General features: G+C 57.3%; 13 protein-coding genes. 6 read left to right on the forward strand and 7 right to left on the reverse strand.

What is annotated here, in order from left to right:
• Positions 1-157: 157 nt before the first annotated feature.
• Entirely contained in the window at positions 158-1,285 is a 1,128-nt protein-coding gene (locus C0039_RS03430) for a hydroxymethylglutaryl-CoA reductase (RefSeq protein ID WP_101517248.1), read from the forward strand.
• A 22-nt stretch (positions 1,286-1,307) separates the two neighbouring features.
• On the opposite strand, the gene C0039_RS03435 is transcribed toward C0039_RS03430, so the two are convergent.
• Positions 1,308-2,657: a spinster family MFS transporter gene (locus tag C0039_RS03435; RefSeq protein ID WP_101517249.1), complete on the reverse strand. Its 1,350-nt coding sequence runs from the start codon at positions 2,655-2,657 to the stop codon at positions 1,308-1,310.
• A gap of 139 nt (positions 2,658-2,796) precedes the next feature.
• Positions 2,797-3,744 carry a winged helix-turn-helix transcriptional regulator gene (locus C0039_RS03440; RefSeq protein ID WP_101517250.1) on the reverse strand — a complete coding sequence of 316 codons (948 nt, stop codon included), beginning with the start codon at positions 3,742-3,744 and terminating at the stop codon, positions 2,797-2,799.
• 180 nt (positions 3,745-3,924) lie between these two features.
• Here C0039_RS03440 and C0039_RS03445 point away from each other — a divergent pair, with 180 nt between their 5' ends.
• A complete protein-coding gene (locus C0039_RS03445; protein ID WP_101517251.1) occupies positions 3,925-5,610 on the forward strand; it encodes a class I adenylate-forming enzyme family protein in 1,686 nt (561 codons plus the stop codon).
• 119 nt (positions 5,611-5,729) lie between these two features.
• Here C0039_RS03445 and C0039_RS03450 read toward each other — a convergent pair whose 3' ends face one another.
• Together C0039_RS03450 and C0039_RS03455 are read right to left on the reverse strand one after the other, a co-directional pair.
• The gene (locus tag C0039_RS03450) at positions 5,730-6,542 is read right to left on the reverse strand and encodes a universal stress protein (RefSeq protein ID WP_101517252.1); all 813 of its coding nucleotides are present in this window, start codon (positions 6,540-6,542) and stop codon (positions 5,730-5,732) included.
• 275 nt (positions 6,543-6,817) lie between these two features.
• The gene (locus C0039_RS03455) at positions 6,818-7,897 is read right to left on the reverse strand and encodes an AraC family transcriptional regulator (RefSeq protein ID WP_165787029.1); all 1,080 of its coding nucleotides are present in this window, start codon (positions 7,895-7,897) and stop codon (positions 6,818-6,820) included.
• A 233-nt stretch (positions 7,898-8,130) separates the two neighbouring features.
• Here C0039_RS03455 and C0039_RS03460 point away from each other — a divergent pair, with 233 nt between their 5' ends.
• Positions 8,131-10,485, forward strand: a complete 2,355-nt coding sequence (locus tag C0039_RS03460; RefSeq protein WP_243391544.1) for an arylsulfatase — start codon at positions 8,131-8,133, stop codon at positions 10,483-10,485.
• Between the two features lie 62 nt (positions 10,486-10,547).
• On the opposite strand, the gene guaA is transcribed toward C0039_RS03460, so the two are convergent.
• Positions 10,548-12,125 carry a glutamine-hydrolyzing GMP synthase gene (gene guaA, locus C0039_RS03465; protein WP_076000506.1) on the reverse strand — a complete coding sequence of 526 codons (1,578 nt, stop codon included), beginning with the start codon at positions 12,123-12,125 and terminating at the stop codon, positions 10,548-10,550.
• Between the two features lie 154 nt (positions 12,126-12,279).
• Positions 12,280-13,749 (reverse strand): IMP dehydrogenase, encoded by a 1,470-nt coding sequence (gene guaB, locus C0039_RS03470; protein WP_076000505.1) that lies wholly within the window; start codon positions 13,747-13,749, stop codon positions 12,280-12,282.
• Positions 13,750-13,830: 81 nt separating this feature from the next.
• On the opposite strand from guaB, the gene xseA reads away from it, so the two are divergent.
• Positions 13,831-15,219, forward strand: coding sequence for an exodeoxyribonuclease VII large subunit (gene xseA, locus C0039_RS03475; protein WP_101517254.1), 1,389 nt, complete (start codon positions 13,831-13,833; stop codon positions 15,217-15,219).
• A gap of 82 nt (positions 15,220-15,301) precedes the next feature.
• Here xseA and C0039_RS03480 read toward each other — a convergent pair whose 3' ends face one another.
• A complete protein-coding gene (locus C0039_RS03480) occupies positions 15,302-15,949 on the reverse strand; it encodes a Crp/Fnr family transcriptional regulator (protein ID WP_076000503.1) in 648 nt (215 codons plus the stop codon).
• Between the two features lie 198 nt (positions 15,950-16,147).
• Here C0039_RS03480 and C0039_RS03485 point away from each other — a divergent pair, with 198 nt between their 5' ends.
• Positions 16,148-17,593 (forward strand): adenylate/guanylate cyclase domain-containing protein, encoded by a 1,446-nt coding sequence (locus C0039_RS03485; protein ID WP_084179647.1) that lies wholly within the window; start codon positions 16,148-16,150, stop codon positions 17,591-17,593.
• Complete coding sequence (locus C0039_RS03490; RefSeq protein WP_076000502.1) at positions 17,590-17,961, forward strand: response regulator; 372 nt, start codon at positions 17,590-17,592, stop codon at positions 17,959-17,961. Before C0039_RS03485 ends, C0039_RS03490 begins: the two co-directional genes overlap by 4 nt.
• The last annotated feature ends 11 nt before the right edge of the window (positions 17,962-17,972 follow it).

Consider the following 17,972-nt stretch of genomic DNA (forward strand, 5'->3'; position numbering starts at 1 on the left):
TGCGGGCCAGTCATGACTGCACTCTCAACCGGCCAACAATTGATATTAGGGAAATACCGCTTTACTATCGGTCTAGTTAGCAAAGTTTTGCGGCCCAGGCAAATCCTGAGTCACCACAAATTCACTGAGCATGTAAACCTCTTAAAGGAACAAGCTGATGACAGACTCCAGGCAAACAACAACATACCCCGCCCCACTTGCTGACGGCAGCAGTGTTTTACAGCGGGAAAGCGATATCTACCAACAGCCTTCAGCCGGCAATATTGAAAACTTTGCGGGTACTGCACGTGTTCCAGTGGGCATTGCAGGACCGGTTACTGTGCATGGCGATGCGGCAAAGGGCGATTTCTTCATACCCATGGCGACCACTGAAGGCACACTGGTGGCGTCTACATCCCGTGGCATGAAGGTCATCAATGAAAGTGGTGGCGTTCGCGCCCGGGTGATCAGCAACGGTGGAATCCAGCGTGCGCCGGTTTTCGAGTTCCACAATATCGATGACGCTGCCGATTTCACGCACGCTCTCACCGAAGACTGGTCGTGGCTGGTGCCCATCATGGAGTCCACCACTTCACATGGCAAGGTAATGGACATCAGTTGCTGGCAACTGGGAAGCCTGGTGTGCATGCGCGTAACCATGAACTCCGGGGACGCGTCAGGGCAGAACATGGTCAGCATCGCTACCGCCAAGGCGATCAAAACCATAATAGAACGTCACCCGGAGATCAAACGGCACCTGATGGCGGGCGGCATGAGCGGCGAGAAAGTGGGCAGCAACATTAATGCCTTGTTGGGCAGGGGCAAGAATGTTGTCGTCAGCGTCGACATACCGGCTGAGGTCATGCATCGCATAACCCGGGCACGTATCGAGGACATTCCCAGGCTGCATCGCTCGTACACTGACTTTGCAATGCTGGCGGGCAATCATAATTCACACCACAGCCACAATAACGTTCTCCCGGCCATCTATATTGCCACGGGGCAGGACCCCGCTACGCTTTGTGAATCGTCCTATGCCCAGAACTCTTTCGATCTGGATACAGACAAGGGCATGCTGCGCTGGCAAGTACACCTTCCCAATGTAAACGTGGGCACCGTTGGTGGTGGAACAGGCCTTCCCACACAGCGGGAATGCCTGGAGCTAATGGGCTGCCACGGTGCGGGCAAGGTCAACGAACTGGCCGAACTGTGTGCAGTGACGTCCCTGGCTAACGAGATTTCGTTCTGGGGATCTGTATGCGCCGAGGAATGGGTAGACGCACACGCTGGCCTCAGGGAGAAGTAACCGCGGGAGCCGCCGCAAGCCCTCAGGCCCTGGCCAGCTCCTGTTTAAGGATACGCAGCTGGCCGGTGGCATAGACTGACAGCAGCAGTCCCGCCAAACATGCCCCCACACCGACAATAGCCAGTGAATAGCGCAGTGCTGCCGGGTCGCCAAAGGCATAGTCAGTCAGCAGGGCAACAATAGTCGGACCAGTACCCAGGCCCAAAATATTCAGCAAAAACAGATAGATAGCGGCTGCCTGGGCGCGCAGCCGGTTTGGCGTCACCTCATGCACCGCGGCCATGGCGACCCCCAGGGGCAGACCGCTGAGGAACTTGATCACTGCCACCAGCCCCAGGGACACCCAGGCGCTATCAACCAGCGTCATGGTGGCTGCGGGTATCAACAACCCCAGGAAAGCGTATGTTGCCATGCGTGCGTTGGCCAACTCATCACCACGCCGGAACTGCCGGCTGGCCAGCCATCCCCCGGCGAGAATCCCCGCGGGACCGAAGATCAGCATGACCATGCCGTAATTCTGACTCACCTGAAGTGTAGTCCAGTCGTGTGTGCGGATAAAAAACGAGGGGGTCCATGCGGTAAGCGAATAGGAATACAGGGTAATGAACGTCATCGCCAGGTAAAAACTGAGGTAAAAGCGCTTTCGCTGCAGAAACCAACCCATCGCCTCACCGAGCGGAATCACCTGCACACGAGCGCCTAGCGCAATCCCCTGTCGAGCGGGCTCACGAAGTGCCATAACCAGTACAAAAAACACCAGTCCAGGCGCGCCAACGATAACAAACGTGAGCTGCCAACTGTACATCTCGCCCAACACCGGCAGCGAAACAGTGTCCATAGTCGCAACCCACTCAATAACCGCGCCACCCAACAGCAGCGCCATGCCCACACCCAGGTAAAGCCCCATGGTGTACACACTCATTGCTCGCGCACGCTTTTCCTCCGGGAAGGAATCGGAAATCAGCGAGTAGGCAGCGGGAGATAGTGCCGCCTCACCAACTCCCACGCCAATTCTGGCCAGAAAAAGCTGACCGAAGTCCTTTGCCAGTCCACATGCAGCAGTCATCGCACTCCACACCAGCACACCGACAGCAACAATAGAGCGCCGGTTTTTGCTATCTGCCAGCCGCGCAATGGGAATACCCATGATCGTGTAGAAAATCGCAAAAGCGAGGCCATAGAGCAGGCTCACGTGGGTGTCGGTCAGCTGCAAGTCGCGCTTGATGGGTTCTATGAGAAGCACAATGATGGTGCGATCAAGAAAGGAAAACATGTACAAGACCATCAACAGGAAGGTCATATACCAGGCATACGCCGGTTTGGGCCACTCATGTTCATGTTCTTTACGGTCAGACCTGGTATCGGAAGTCATTTATTATTCTCCAAGGCTATTACCGGGATCCGGCAGGAGCTACTGTCGAAACAGGCGCCGGATAATCCGCATGCGTCAGTAGCAAGAGTATATCTCTTTTTTATCTAGACCATAAAGGCGAGATTCATGGTTTCTCCGCTCAAGCGCTTGCGGGGAAAGGTACAGGAGAGACGCTATCGGCATGCAGGCGCTCTCCGCAGGCATCGCAACACAGTATCGGGGACAATAACTCCCCACAGGGGACGTGCCTCATCAGATCCGGCGGCCCATCAAATCCGGCGAGCCAGCGATCCCCCCACTGAATGAGCGTGATGATAATCGGAAAAATATCCCGTGCTTTGTCGGTCGCCCTGTACAGTGACATGCGCCTGTCCAGGGCATTTTCATGTTGCTCAAGCAACTGCAGGCTCAACAGAGACTTGATACGGACTGTCAGCACACTGGTGGAAATCGATAGCGCCTTCTGTAAGGCGTCGTAGTTCTCAATACCGCGCAATACCGCATTGAGTACCAGAATACTCCACCCGTCACCGACTACAGCGGCCGCCAGGTAATCATCTCCCAGCGCTTCCAGCTCATTGAATATGCGTGGCTTACGCGCTGGCTTTTCTATTCCTCCGGGCACGTCCAGGACACATTCAAAGGCAACATCACCAGACTCAACTGCTTCATCGCAAGCGGCGCAGCGTATTACCGGGCTCATGCTCTTGCCGCAACTGCGATGATAGAGCTTTGCTGGTAGTACTGACTCATTCAGATGCCAACGACGGTGCCAGCGCCATATCATCAGGATAAAACTATAGAGATCTCTTCCTTTAGGCGTGAGGTGATACTCATAGACAATCCGCTCATGCTTTACTGGCTTTTTGTACACGATGGCATTTTCTGCCAGTTTTTGCAGGCGCAGCATCAAGGTCTGCTTGGGTATACCCAGGCTATTTTGGAAGTCCTGGAAGCGGCGCACCCCTTGAAACAGTTTACGCAGTATATTCAGAGTCCAGGGGTCCCCAATCACATCAAGTGAACGACTGAGGGACAGCGGGATGATAGCTTGCGGGATACTGGATGGATATGGATCGGCCTGCATTGGGTCGCGCCTGAGCCCGGAAAGTAGCCTGCAGTATATAGCGATACGACCGGGCCCGTTAAGCAGAGAAACAGAAGGAGCCAGGGCACCGCGTATAGCCACATAATTCCGGTGTTTGAGTCTAGATAAAGAAGAGGACTATACTGTCACCCGCTGCAACATTTTGCCCAGGAGGAACAGATGATCACTTCCAACCCGGAGAGAATCGATAAACTCACCCGTGCGGGGGTGTGGGGCGAGGATACGCTGCACCAGTTGCTCACGCATCATGTTGCGGAGCGCCCCGACATGCTGGCTGTCGCCGATCAGCCCAACCGCAAAGAGCTAACGCCAGGAAACAATGCCCGACTAAACTTTCGTGAGCTAGACCAGGCCAGCGATGCGCTTGCTACCGCTCTGCTTGAGGCCGGGCTGGGGGCTGACGATCGGGTTATTGTACAGTTGCCTAACATCGCCGAACTGGTGGTGTGCTACTACGCCGCAAGCAAACTGGGCATTGTGCTGTCACCCATACCTGTACAGTACGGCGCTCACGAACTGCGTCATGTAGCCGCGGAGATCAATGCCCAGGCGCTTATCACCTGCGAACGGTTCAAGAGCACAATGCTGGCCAGGGAAGCAAAGAGCGCACTGCCTGAGATAAAAATCCTTTGCTGGGAAAAAGAAATTCCGACCCTGGCTGAGCTGGTGTCTGCGGGGCCGGCTGAACACTCCCGTGTACTCGACTTCCAACGTCAACATCCGGTGACTGCAAACCACATCGTCACTATCTGCTGGACTTCGGGCACGACCGGCACCCCCAAGGGGGTGCCCAGGTCGCACAATATGTGGCTGGCCACAGCGCAAGGTACCGCATGGGCAGGCGACTACCAGACTGGCGACAGGCTATTGATGCCTTTTCCCATGGTAAATATGGCCGCGCTGGGTGGCTTTCTGTTTTCTTCGGCGCTACGCGGCTGCTCACTAGTACTACACCATCCTTTTGACGCGGAACTCTATCTTCAACAACTGCAGGATGAACACATTAACTTTTCTGTGGCCCCCCCCGCTGTACTCAACCAATTGGCGAAATCGCCCGAACTATGGCAAAGCCTGGACCTGAGTTCACTGCGGGCCATAGGCTCCGGCGCTGCGCCGTTGGCGCCCTGGATGGTGGAAAGGTTCGAGCAGGACTATGGCCTGCAGGTCATCAACTTCTATGGTTCGAACGAGGGCATCAGCCTGCACTCAACACCCGCCACGGCGCCCAGCCCAGAGATTCGCGCCACCATGTTTCCCCGCCTGGGTGTCCCCGGGTTGCCCTGGGAAGGCATGCGCCCGGGGGTGATCACCCGGGTGGCAAACCCGGAAACCGGCGAGGTGGTCACCGAACCCGGCATCGCTGGCGAGTTGCTAATAGCGGGGCCCACAGTATTCGACGGATACTATGGCGGCAACAATGAAGGTGTATTCAGCGATAGTGAATTCTTTCGCAGCGGCGACCTGGTTGAGATCTGCGGCGAAGCACCGGCTTATCCCTACTACCGAATCGTCGGGCGCTGCAAAGACATTATCAATCGCGGGGGCATGAAGATCTCGCCGACTGAGATCGACCTGATGATTGAGAACTTTCCCGGTGTGGCTGAAGCCGCGGTTTGTGCCTACCCGGATGAGCGACTGGGTGAACGGGTATGCGCATGCCTGGTGATGGCTGATGCGACCCCGACACCGGAGCTCGGCGCTCTTCAGGAATGGCTGCTTGCCAGGGGGTTGGCCAAATTCAAGCTTCCAGAGCGTATTCAGGTACTGGATGCTCTGCCACGCAATGCGCTGGATAAAGTCCAGCGCAACGCACTGACCGCCATTGTCGAAAAACTACCAACCTGAGGAGTCGCGCAGGATAAAGGCGCGTTTCAGGCGCTCTGTATAGCGCGTTTATGCCGGACAATTGTCAGGCGCGCAGAGCGCGGATACAACCCGCCCACCCTGTTGCATAGTAACCGGGATCAAGGCATTACCAACAAGTCACACTCCAGTTGGTCCAGTACTTTTTCGGCGGTGTTGCTGTTCAGCATCGCCGACAGGCCGGAGCGCGCAGAGGTACCCATGACCACCAGACCCGCCTGTAATTCTTTGGCCGTTTTGATAATGGCATCGTGTGCTTCATCCATCACGATGTGCACTCGCTCACCCGGCACACCGCAGGCGCGTACCAGAGATCCCCGATCGGGTCGACTTGGAAGGTCCTTATGGGCGCTGACGTAGTGCACTTCGGTATCAGTCTGCTCGAAAAACTCGCGGCACATATCGAGAATTTTCTGGTTGAGGGTGCGATACGCCTCCTGATCGCCGCGCGTATCCAGCGCGGCCAAAACTGTCTGTGCCCGATTGCTGCCGTCGCCTTTGACCAGCAACACAGGGCAATTACACTCGCGAATAAGCGTCCAATCAGAGGTTCTCTTGAGACGCCGTTGTGCGCTGGAGTGCCGGCGGGATGACTTCACCACGCCGTCCACCGCATGGCGTACGGAAGCGCGTACCACGGCCTGGTACCAATTGCTGTCCCACTCCACCTCCACGGCTACCGGTAAGCCCTTCTCCCGCAATGAAGCAACTGCAGCATTCACTACCTCTTCCTGTGCGGCAATGCGCTGCTGAATTTCAGCGTCCCGGCCGTCACTGCGGGGGAGTTCTTCATGAATGCAGCAAAAAACCTGCAGCTCCACTTCTGTGTTTTCAGCGATGTCCACCATCCGGGCAAGGGCGGGTTGCGACTCCTGTGTGGGGTCGAAAACAACCAGATATTTGGTGCTGCTCATGTAATACCTCAATTTTGGTAAGTGGGTGATATCCCTCTATTATCTCCAATTGCATGGCCTCAAAACCATGACTTCTGACATGTTAGGGGTAGCAATTTTAAACCGGGGGCTGACTTTGGCACCTAAAACCTACAGCACACCTGTGACGCCGTCGTGCACAGCTGTTTTTCGATCATTACCTGCCCGAAGGGTATGCTCTATCAGCAGCCGGGGCATGCCTGCCCGCTCGGTGCCAGGCACACGTCGCCCGCGCCGGAAACCATGAAAGACCCGACTCAACTGCCCGGGCTCACCCCCGACACTCTCTGGGCTCGCCATTGCCTTGGACTGAGTCCTGACCAGCTGCGAAAAGCCCGGGAGAATACTGCGGCATCGGCATAGCAGAGAGCACCCGAAATCTGCGTCATCGAGAGCGCCGTATCGTGAAGCAGGTGTCGGGCAAGCTCGAATCGTGTTGCTCGAAGCAGTTCATGCATGGTTGTCCCCTCCCGATGCAGCCGCTGACGCAATGTACGCTCGGCCAGGCCAAAGTGCCTGGCCACGCTGGAACTGGCGGTAACCCCTTCTGGAATAAGTTGCTGCAGTACACCCTGTACCTGCTCTGTCATACTCATGGGAGCTTCCGCCTGATTACGCCGCTCGGCCTCATCCAGGCGATGAAACATTACAGTATCAGCTCCGGGAATGGACTGATCCAGCCATGAGGCGGCAAAGTGCAGCCCGGATATTCCAGCATCGAACTTGAGATTCGTGGCAAAAACCTTACGGAAGCTGGGAAGGCAGTGTGGCCGACTATGGGAAAACTGAACTGACGAAGCGCGCCAGGCCGGTCCGCAGAGCTCACGCATGATTCTTGCCGCAATCGCAATAGCGGCATTTTGCGCCTGGGCACTGCCGGCCAGGTCCAGCCGCTGCGGTGAATAGCCCAGGAACATACCAGCAGGCCCTGTTTTAAACATCACAGGAAACGCAGCTCGATCATAAAAGTGCAGGTGCATGTTCAGGCGACGCAGAGCCTTACCCACGGTGGGCGAATGTCGCATCAATTCACCCAGCTGCCCGAAGTCCTCAAGATTAAATCGTGCGCCAGTAAGCACGCCGATATCGTCACGATGGCTCAGTTTTTCACTGATGTGCAGCAGTTCACACAAGCGATGATACTCGATCCGGTTATCGGGCCGAGCAAACAATTCCGGGGCTATGCCAGCCCGGAAGAATACCTGGTCGGATGGCACACCCAGCTCCCGTAACAGTAGCGGCAGGTGAGTCATGGGGCCTAACCGTATTTCGCCAGCCGCACTGACCAGCTGAGAGCGAACACCGTCGAGTCGATCATTATTATCGTCAGATGTCATGAATGCGTGGCTGCTGTAGTAAACGGGTTCGGCGCCTGTACTCGATGCAAGCGTGTGTGAAACTTGCTGATCGGAAGCCTTGCGTGGCCGCGCTCGGGGTAGCGGCCCGGCATCCGGAAGTGCACAGACTCGCAAATTCATGCCGGAATTGCAAAGTATTGGCGGGCGATACGTCGTAAGCTGATAAAGATTAACTATGACTAATCAGGCGTATTTTTTCTTGGAGCGTTCTTATGCAGATGAAGATGAACAAGCTGTTGCTGGGCCTACTGGTCGCCTCCTGTTTCGTGTCGGCGCAGGTGCAATCCCAACCTCAGGGCATTGATCGCACTGTTCTGCCGATTCGTGAGCCCGCGCGGCCGGACATTAAAGAGCTCGATGTGCGCAACGTGACGCCACCACCGCGTTTCGAAGTAAATGCCCCGGCCGATGCGCCCAATGTACTCCTTGTGCTGATTGATGACCTCGGTTTTGCCGGTACGAGCACATTTGGGGGTGCTGTGACCACCCCAAGCTTTGAGCGCATCGCGAGCCAGGGTGTTTATTACAATAATTTTCACACCACGGCTGTTTGCTCACCAACACGTGCGGCACTAAAGAGCGGTCGCAATCACCACGTCAATAATATGGGCGCGATCATCGAAACCGGGACACAGTTCCCGGGGAACACCGGCCAGATACCCGCAGACGTCACGCCCGTTGCGGAAATGTTGCGCCTGAACGGCTACAGCACAGCAGCTTTCGGTAAGTGGCATGAACTCGCCGCCTGGGAGGCCAGCATTTCAGGCCCCATGGATCGCTGGCCTACGCGCCAGGGTTTCGACAAGTTTTACGGATTTCTCGGAGGTGAAACCAATCAATGGGCGCCTTTCATTTACGACGGTACACACCAGGTTGAATTACCCGAAGACCCTGATTATCACTTTTTGACGGATATGACTAATCAGACTGTGTCCTGGGTGAAGTATCAAAAAGCACTTACCCCTGATAAGCCTTTTTTCGTTTACTACGCGCCCGGCGCTACCCATGCGCCGCACCATGTGCCGCAAGACTGGATCGCTCGCTGGAAGGGAAAGTTTGACCATGGGTGGGACGTGCTGCGGGAGCAAATTCTCGCACGCCAGATCAAACAGGGCATTGTGCCCAGGGGAACGCCGCTCGCGCCCAAGCCTGCTGCAATCCCCGACTGGGACAGCCTGAGTGCGGACGAGAAAAAGCTGTTCTCCCGCCAGGCCGAAGTTTTTGCCGCGTTTGTCGAGATGACAGACCATGAAATCGGCAGGGTAATTGATGCCATAGACGAAACCGGGCAACTCGATAACACCCTGGTAATTCTGGTTTATGGCGATAACGGCACCAGTGCTGAAGGTGGCCGAAATGGTATGTTCAGCGAGATGACGTACTTCAACGGTGTCCAGGAGAGAGTGCCCGACATGCTCAAGCTGTTGGATAAATGGGGTGGCCCGGAAACCTATCCCCATATGGCGGCAGGCTGGGCTGTGGCTTTTGATACGCCCTACAAGTGGACCAAGCAGGTGGCATCCGATCATGGCGGTACCAAGGTTGGAATGGCGGTATCCTGGCCCAGAGGAATCAGTGTAAACGGAGAGTTAAGAACGCAGTTTCACCATGTTATTGATGTGGCTCCGACCATACTTGAAGCCGCCGGTCTTCCCGAGCCCACAGAAGTGAACGGTGTCCAGCAACGCCCGATGGATGGCGTTAGCATGGCCTATAGTTTTGATGACGCCAACGCTAAAGACCGCCACACCACCCAGTACTTTGAAATGTTTGGCAACCGCGGCATCTATCAGGATGGCTGGTTTGCGCGCACCATCCACCGGGCACCGTGGGAGCAGACGCCCCGCCGTGGCCTGACAGAGGATATATGGGAACTCTTCGATACAAGGAGCGACTTCAGTCTGGTCAATGACCTTTCACAGGCGAACCCCGAAAAGCTTGCTGAATTGCAGGCACTTTTCATGCAGGAGGCCGAGGCAAACCAGGCTCTACCTATTGACGACCGTGTGTTTGAGCGTGTGAATGCCGCCCTGGTTGGACGCCCTGATTTAATGGGTGGGCGCACCTCATTGACCCTTGGGGACGGAATGACGGGAATGTCCGAGAACGTTTTCCTGAACATCAAGAATCAATCAAAAACCATCACAGCAGAGGTTGATGTTCCCGCTGAAGGTGGTAATGGCGCAATCATTGTACAGGGAGGACGTTTTGGCGGCTGGGCGTTGTATGTCAAGGATGGTGTACCGGCGTACGACTACAATTTTCTCGGTCTGCAAAGCTACTCCATCTCGGCCACTAAGAAGCTCAAACCGGGCCGATCATCCCTGCGCTTTGAGTTCGACTATGACGGCGGAGGCATGGGCAAAGGCGGCACCGGCAGACTGTTCGTAAATGACAGGCAGGTGGCTGAGGGTAGAATCGATCGCACCCAACCGATGATATTCTCAGCTGATGAAACCGCAGACGTTGGGATTGATCTGGCGACACCTGTCGTTGAAGCGATAGGCGCGGAAGCGCGATCGAAATTTACTGGACATATTTCCAGGGTCACCGTCGAAGTGAAATAGAGCGAAACGGCATATGGCCCACGAGACGCTCCCGACCCGACCGGATGCTCCAACAGTTCCGGTCACTCCCACTCGATGGTAGCGGGCGGTTTGGAGCTGACGTCGTAAGTCACCCGGGACACGCCAGATATCTCGTTGATAATGCGGTTGGAGACGCACTCCAGTAACTCGTAGGGAAGGTGCGCCCAACGGGCCGTCATGAAGTCCACGGTTTCCACCGCACGCAGGGCGATTACATACTCGTAGCGACGGCCGTCGCCCACCACGCCTACCGACTTGACCGGCAGGAATACGGCGAACGCCTGGCTGGTTTTTTCATACCAGCCCTCCCTGCGCAGCTCTTCGATAAAGATGGCGTCCGCTTCGCGCAACAACTCAGCATACTCTTTCTTCACTTCACCGAGAATGCGCACACCCAGGCCGGGACCGGGGAAGGGGTGGCGGTAGACCATGTCATATGGCAGACCCAGTTCCAGGCCTATCTTGCGTACCTCGTCCTTGAACAGTTCCCGCAGTGGCTCTACCAGTTCAAAGCTCATGTCATCGGGCAGCCCGCCCACGTTATGGTGCGACTTGATCACATGGGCCTTGCCGGTCTTGGCGCCGGCAGATTCAATCACGTCCGGGTAGATGGTACCCTGGGCCAGCCACTTCACCCCGGTCAGTTTGGTGGCCTCCTCGTCAAACACGTCAATGAACGTGTTGCCAATCACCTTGCGCTTCAGCTCCGGGTCGGACACGCCCTTGAGCTTGCCCAGAAACAGTTCTTCCGCGTCAGCCCGTATGACTTTAACGCCCATATTCTGGGCGAACATGTCCATGACATGCTCACCCTCGTGCAAGCGCAGCAGACCATTGTCAACAAATACGCAAGTGAGTTGATCCCCAATGGCCCGGTGCAACAGGGCCGCCACCACCGAAGAGTCCACACCCCCGGAAAGCCCCAGCAGTACCTTGTCCGTACCTACAGTAGCCTGCACCCGTTCGATAGCATCCTCAACGATGTTGGCCGGCGTCCACAGGGCCTCGCAAGCACATTCCTCCAGCACGAAGTGTTCAAAAATCCGTTTGCCCTGCAGGGTATGGGTCACTTCCGGGTGGAACTGAATTCCAAAGAACGGCTTCTCCTTATGGGCCATGCCGGCGATGGGGCAGCTTTCGGTCTCGGCGATGAGTTCGAAATTGTCCGGCAGCTCCACTACCTTATCGCCGTGGCTCATCCAGACATCCAGCAACGCACTGCCATGGTCATCGATGTGGTCGCGTATATCGTGCAACAGCCCACCGTTACCCACCTGGCGAATCTGCGCATAGCCGAACTCGCTGACGTTGGAACACTGCACCTTACCGCCAAATTGCTCGGCCATAGTCTGCATGCCGTAACAGATACCCAGCACCGGCACGCCCAGCTCGAAGACCAGTTCCGGCGCCCGGGGAGAAGCCTCTGCCGCCACCGACTCGGGCCCGCCAGAGAGAATAATGCCGCGCGGGTTGTACTCGCGTATCTCCTGGGCGGTCATGTCAAAAGCGCGAATTTCACTGTAAACACCGACCTCGCGGACGCGCCGGGCAATTAACTGCGTGTATTGGGATCCGAAATCCAGAATGAGAATTTTCTGGGCGTGGATATCTGCGCTCATGGCTGTTCCTGCTTACTGTTGGTTATCCGGGCCGGTATTCGCGGACCCAGAACGCGTCACCCCCGCACGGGCGGGGGCTGATGGTATCTGGGACCACCTATGACGGCTCAATTACGCACACGGCGCGGTGCCCAGTGGCGGACCTGGTGAATCGTTAACGCACCGGGTAATTCGGCGCTTCCTTGGTAATAGACACATCGTGCACATGGCTTTCCGACATCCCTGCAGCGGTCACGCGGACAAATTCCGGTTGGGTACGCATGGTATCCATATCGGCGCTGCCGGTATAACCCATCGCTGCGCGCACGCCGCCCATCAGCTGGTGAACGATAGCTGTCACTGGGCCCTTGTAGGGTACGCGCCCTTCAATGCCCTCCGGCACCAGTTTCTCCGAGCCTTTACTTGCATCCTGGAAGTAGCGGTCAGACGAGCCCTGGGTTTTGGACATTGCGCCTAGCGAACCCATGCCGCGATAGGCCTTGTAGGTCCGCCCCTGGTACAACTCCACTTCACCGGGTGCTTCCTCGGTGCCGGCGAACATGCTGCCCATCATGACTGCGTGGGCACCGGCGACAAAGGCCTTGGAAATGTCCCCTGAGAACCGAATGCCGCCATCGGCAATCAGCGGGATACCGCGCGAAGCCAATGCGTTGGCTACGTTGGCGATCGCGGTGATCTGCGGTACACCTATGCCGGTGACAATACGCGTGGTACAAATTGATCCGGGACCAATACCGACTTTCACCGCATCGGCGCCGGCATCGGCGAGGGCCACGGCTGCCTCACCGGTAGCAATATTGCCGCCTATCACCTGCATGGAAGGATAGGCCGCCTTGATCATGCGCACGCGCTCAATCACGTTGCGGGAATGACCGTGAGCCGTGTCCACCACCAGCACGTCCACGCCGGCATTGATCAACGCCTCCACCCTGTCATCGGTGTCAGGACTGGTCCCCACCGAGGCGCCTACGCGGAGCTGGCCATAGGAATCCTTGCAGGCGCTGGGGAAGCTTTCCGCCTTGTCAAAGTCCTTGACGGTGATCATACCCTTCAGGTCAAAGGCGTCGTTGACCACCAGAATCTTCTCGATCCGGTGTTGATGCAGCAGGCCCTGCACCTCTTTGGCACTGGCCCCTTCCCTGACCGTAACCAATTGGCCCCGCGGAGTCATGATGTCAGAGACCAGTTTGGTGTGATCAGATTCAAAGCGCAGGTCGCGGCGAGTAACAATGCCCACCAGATCCTCGCCATCCAGCACAGGTACACCGGAGATCCCATGAAAGGCGGTGAGCTCCAACAACTGGGCGATGGTCGCAGTCTGCTGGATCGTGATAGGGTCCTTTACCACACCGCTTTCGAACTTTTTAACCTTGCGCACCTGCTCGGCCTGCTCGGATAGGGACATGCTTTTGTGGATGATGCCGATGCCGCCCTCCTGGGCCATGGCAATGGCCAGTCGGGCCTCGGTTACCGTGTCCATAGCGGCGGACACCAGCGGGATATTCAACTCGATCTCGCGAGTGAGCCGAGTCTTCAGGCTGACATCCGTCGCCACGACTTCGGAGTACCCGGGCAGTAGCAAAACATCGTCGAAGGTCAGGGCTTCCTGGGCAATACGCAGCATTGAGGTATCTCCGGCTGGCGGGTTTCAGATAAACGTGCAATTATAACTTTCCGGCCCGCCCTCAGTAAATAGAAGTTCAAGTTGTCAAACCCATTCAACAACGATGCACAGCCTGTCGCGCTGACCGTCAGTCAGCTGAATCGCCAGGCCCGCAGCCTGCTGGAGACCCACTTCGATTTCGTCTGGGTAGAGGGAGAGGTCAGCAACTTCGCCGCGCCCTCCTCCGGCCATTGGTACTTTTCGCTCAAGGATGGCAATGCCCAGGTACGCTGCGCCATGTTTCGCGGCCGCAACCAGAGGGTGCGCTTTACTCCCCAGAACGGGGATCATATCCGCTTGCGCTGCCGCGTCTCGCTCTACGAGGGCCGCGGCGAGTTTCAGCTGATCGTTGAGCACATGGAGCAGGCCGGTGCCGGGGCCCTGCAAGCCGCCTTCGATCAGCTGAAGGCAAAGTTGTTGGCGGAGGGACTGTTCGACGCGGCGCGCAAGAAGCCACTGCCCGACAGTATCTCCCACCTCGGCGTGGTGACCTCTCCCACCGGCGCCGCTATTCACGACATCCTCACCGTACTCAAACGGCGCTGTCCGGCTATCGAGGTCACGATCTTCCCGGTTGCGGTACAGGGTGAGGGCGCAGCAGCGCAGATTGCCGCCGCTATCGACACGGCCAATCGACTGCAGCGTGATGGCCGCATTGACCTGGACGCGCTGATCGTCGGCCGTGGAGGCGGCTCTCTGGAGGATCTCTGGGCCTTCAACGAGGAGATCGTCGCCCGCGCCATCGCCGCCAGCGAACTGCCCGTAGTGGCCGCAGTGGGGCATGAAGTGGATTTCAGCATCGCCGACCTGGTGGCGGACCAGCGCGCACCCACGCCCTCAGCCGCAGCGGAGATGCTCAGCCCGGACCAGCGCGAGCAACAGCAACAGCTGAACAAGCTGGAGTTAGACCTGACCCGACTGATGCGCCGCAAACTGGCGGACGCGCGTACCCGGCTGGATCACCTGCGCGCGCGCCTTAAACACCCCGGCGCACTGCTGCGCGAACAGTCACAACGCCTGGACGACCTGGAACAGCGACTGATCCGCGCCCAGCTCAACCTGCTGGCGCATCGAAAGAGTGAGCTGGCGCTGCTGGAATCACGCCTGCAAGCAGGCTCCCCATTACCCCGACTGCGTCAACAGCGGCAAGACCTGCACTCGCTGGAACAACGACTAAACGCAGGCATACAGTCACGCCTGAACACACAAAAACAGCGGCTGGCCCACCTCGCGCAGATGCTGGGCTCATTGAGTCCGCTCAATACACTGGCGAGGGGTTACGCGATTGTCACAGATAGCGCTGGCGGCGTGGTCAGCGACGCATCCCACGTCAACCCGGGTGACCAACTGACAACCCGATTGGCAAAAGGCAGACTGCGGGTGACGGTCGAGCAGGTGCTGGACGACACAGGGCAGCCATTGCCCCGCTGAACGCCAGCCGGCACATCATCCTCGACACAAAAAACCCCGACCTGTCACCAGTTCGGGGTTTGGCGGGTTGCGCGATCGTACGCTAGTACTTCGCCGGCAACCGGGTATTGATGATGATATGACGACCTTCGAAGCGAATGTACTCGCCGATGGTCAGGTCCTTGAGAATGCGCGCCACCATCTCACGCGAGGCCCCCACCCTGTCGGCGATGTCCTGCTGGGTGAGCTTCTCGGGAATGTAAAGCGTCCCGTCACCGCGCTCTTCAGACAGATCCATGAGCACATTGGCGACGCGACCATACACATCCTGCAGGGCCAGGCTCTTCACGTCTGCGGTGAGCTTGCGCACCCGCTGGGCGAGATTCCTCACCAGCTTGCGGCCAATGTTGGGGTGCTCATCGAGAACGCGGTTGAAGTCATCCTTGAAAATGATGCAAAAACTGGACTTTTCCACGGTACGCACTGAGGCTGAGCGCGTGGAGTCGTCGAGCAGGGCAAGCTCGCCGAAATAATCGCCGGCACCCTGGGTGTTCATGATGAACTCCTTGCCGTTCTTGTCAGAACAGTAAACCTTGACCTTGCCACTTTCGATGATGAACAGGGAGTCTGCCGGGTCGTTTTCATGTATCACGACCGTATTCTTTGGAAACGAACGGCTTGAGCTGCTCGCTGACAACGCATCCAGCTCTTCCTGAGACAGACCCTGAAAAATTTCTACTTGCTGCAACATTAAAGCACCTGATCCCTTGCCTGGCTTTAGCCCCGGAAGCTATGCGGACAATAGTAACCTAAAGTTTCCTAAAAACGCACCATCAGACAGCAAAAATCGCCACTAGTCTTTCTATGTAACGAAGGAATACCCGATTACCACAACCACACCTACCTCGTTATACTGGCACCCTTCACTACAAAAGGACTCCGCCGCGTCGTGACTTCCGGCCCCAGTAAAAGTACTGCCCCCTGGAGCGACCTGTTGTTACGCAACATGGCTGAGCTGCGCGAACTCTACAACCACGCGAGTGACCAGTTCGACGAGGACGCCCAGGCGGATTTTGCTCGCCTGTTTGACGGCTCCTCTCGCATGGACGAGATGCTGCGGGATGCGGACAGCAGTCGCCATGACCTGATGAACGTACTTTCCGCCGTTCGCGGCTACAGTGAAATACTGCGCGAGGACCTCTCGGCGGAGCACGCTGATATAGACGCTGCACTGGCCCGGCTGCTCAAGGCGGTGGACTCCGCCAACAGCGATTCCGACAGCACACCTGCCAGGGCCAGCTCCAGGCGCATCATCCACTCGGAGCCAGGTTTTATTCTCGCAGTGGACGACCTGCAGGAGAACCGGGAATTGGCCGCCCGCTATCTGTCACGGTCCGGGCACATCGTGGTGACCGCCGCCAGCGGAGAAGAAGCCCTGCTGACCCTGGACCAGGCGGATGTCGACGTTGTTTTGCTGGACCTGATGATGCCCGGCATGGACGGTCATGAAGTGCTGCGCAGGATCAAGGAACACCCCGAGTGGCGAGCAACTCCCGTCATCGTAATCTCCGGCCGGCAGGATATGGACGGCATCATCGAGTGCATTGAGGCCGGCGCTGACGATTACCTGTTCAAGCCCTTCAATCCCGTTCTGTTACAGGCCCGCATCAAGGCCGGCATCGAGCGCAAGCGCTGGCACGACCGCGAGGAGCTCTACCGACAGCAACTGGAGCGCAACGAGAAGTTTATCCGCGCGACCTTCGGCCGCTACCTCTCTGATGAAATTGTCACCGATATTCTCGAGCGACCAGAAGGGCTGGAGCTGGGCGGTGACCTCAGGCGCGTAACCATCATGATGGCAGATATACGAGGCTTCACCACGATCAGCGAACGGCTGGCGCCGGCCCAGGTGGTAACCCTTATCAACCGCTACCTCGGCGCGATGACCGACATCATCATGGCCCACCAGGGCACTATCGACGAGTTTATCGGTGACGCCATACTCGCCGTCTTCGGTGCCCCGCAGCACCGCGACGACGATGCAGACAGGGCGGTGCGGTGCGCCCTGGCCATGCAGCAGGCCATGGAAGAAATCAACCAACGCAACCGCGAGGACGGCCTGCCGGAGATCAGCACAGGCATTGCCTTGAATACGGGCGACGTGATTGCAGGCAACATTGGCTCGGAGCGTCGCAGCAAATACGGTTTCGTGGGGCATCCCATGAATGTGACCTCGCGTATTGAAGATGTCACTGCAGGCGGTGAGATTCTGATCGCCGGCAGCACGCTGGAGTCCCTGCAGCGTGAGTATCGCGTGGGCCAGTCCCGCGAGTTGAATGTAAAGGGTATCGACGAGTTGCTGCAGGTGTACCCTTTGCTTGGAGAACAGTCATGACGGGTACCATTCTGCTAGTCGAGGACAACGAGCTCAATCGGGATATGCTGATACGGCGCCTCAACCGCGCAGGGCTGGAAGTCATCGCTGCGGGAGACGGACAGCAGGCACTGGACCTGATGCGCAGTGAACAGCCTGCGGTGGTGCTGATGGATATGAACCTGCCGGTGATGGATGGCTGGACCGCCTGCCGCCACGCCAGAGAGGACGCCAGTATCAGCCAGATTCCCATTATCGCGCTCACCGCACACGCCTCGGACGCCGACCGTCTCACCGCGTTGGAAGCCGGCTGCGACGACTATGCGACCAAGCCTGTAGACTTCCCGGGCCTGTTGATCAAGATCGAGAAAATGATGGAACCCCGTTGAGGGAAGCAACA

It is taken from the genome of Pseudohalioglobus lutimaris (assembly GCF_002866825.1).
GTDB lineage: Bacteria > Pseudomonadota > Gammaproteobacteria > Pseudomonadales > Halieaceae > Halioglobus > Halioglobus lutimaris.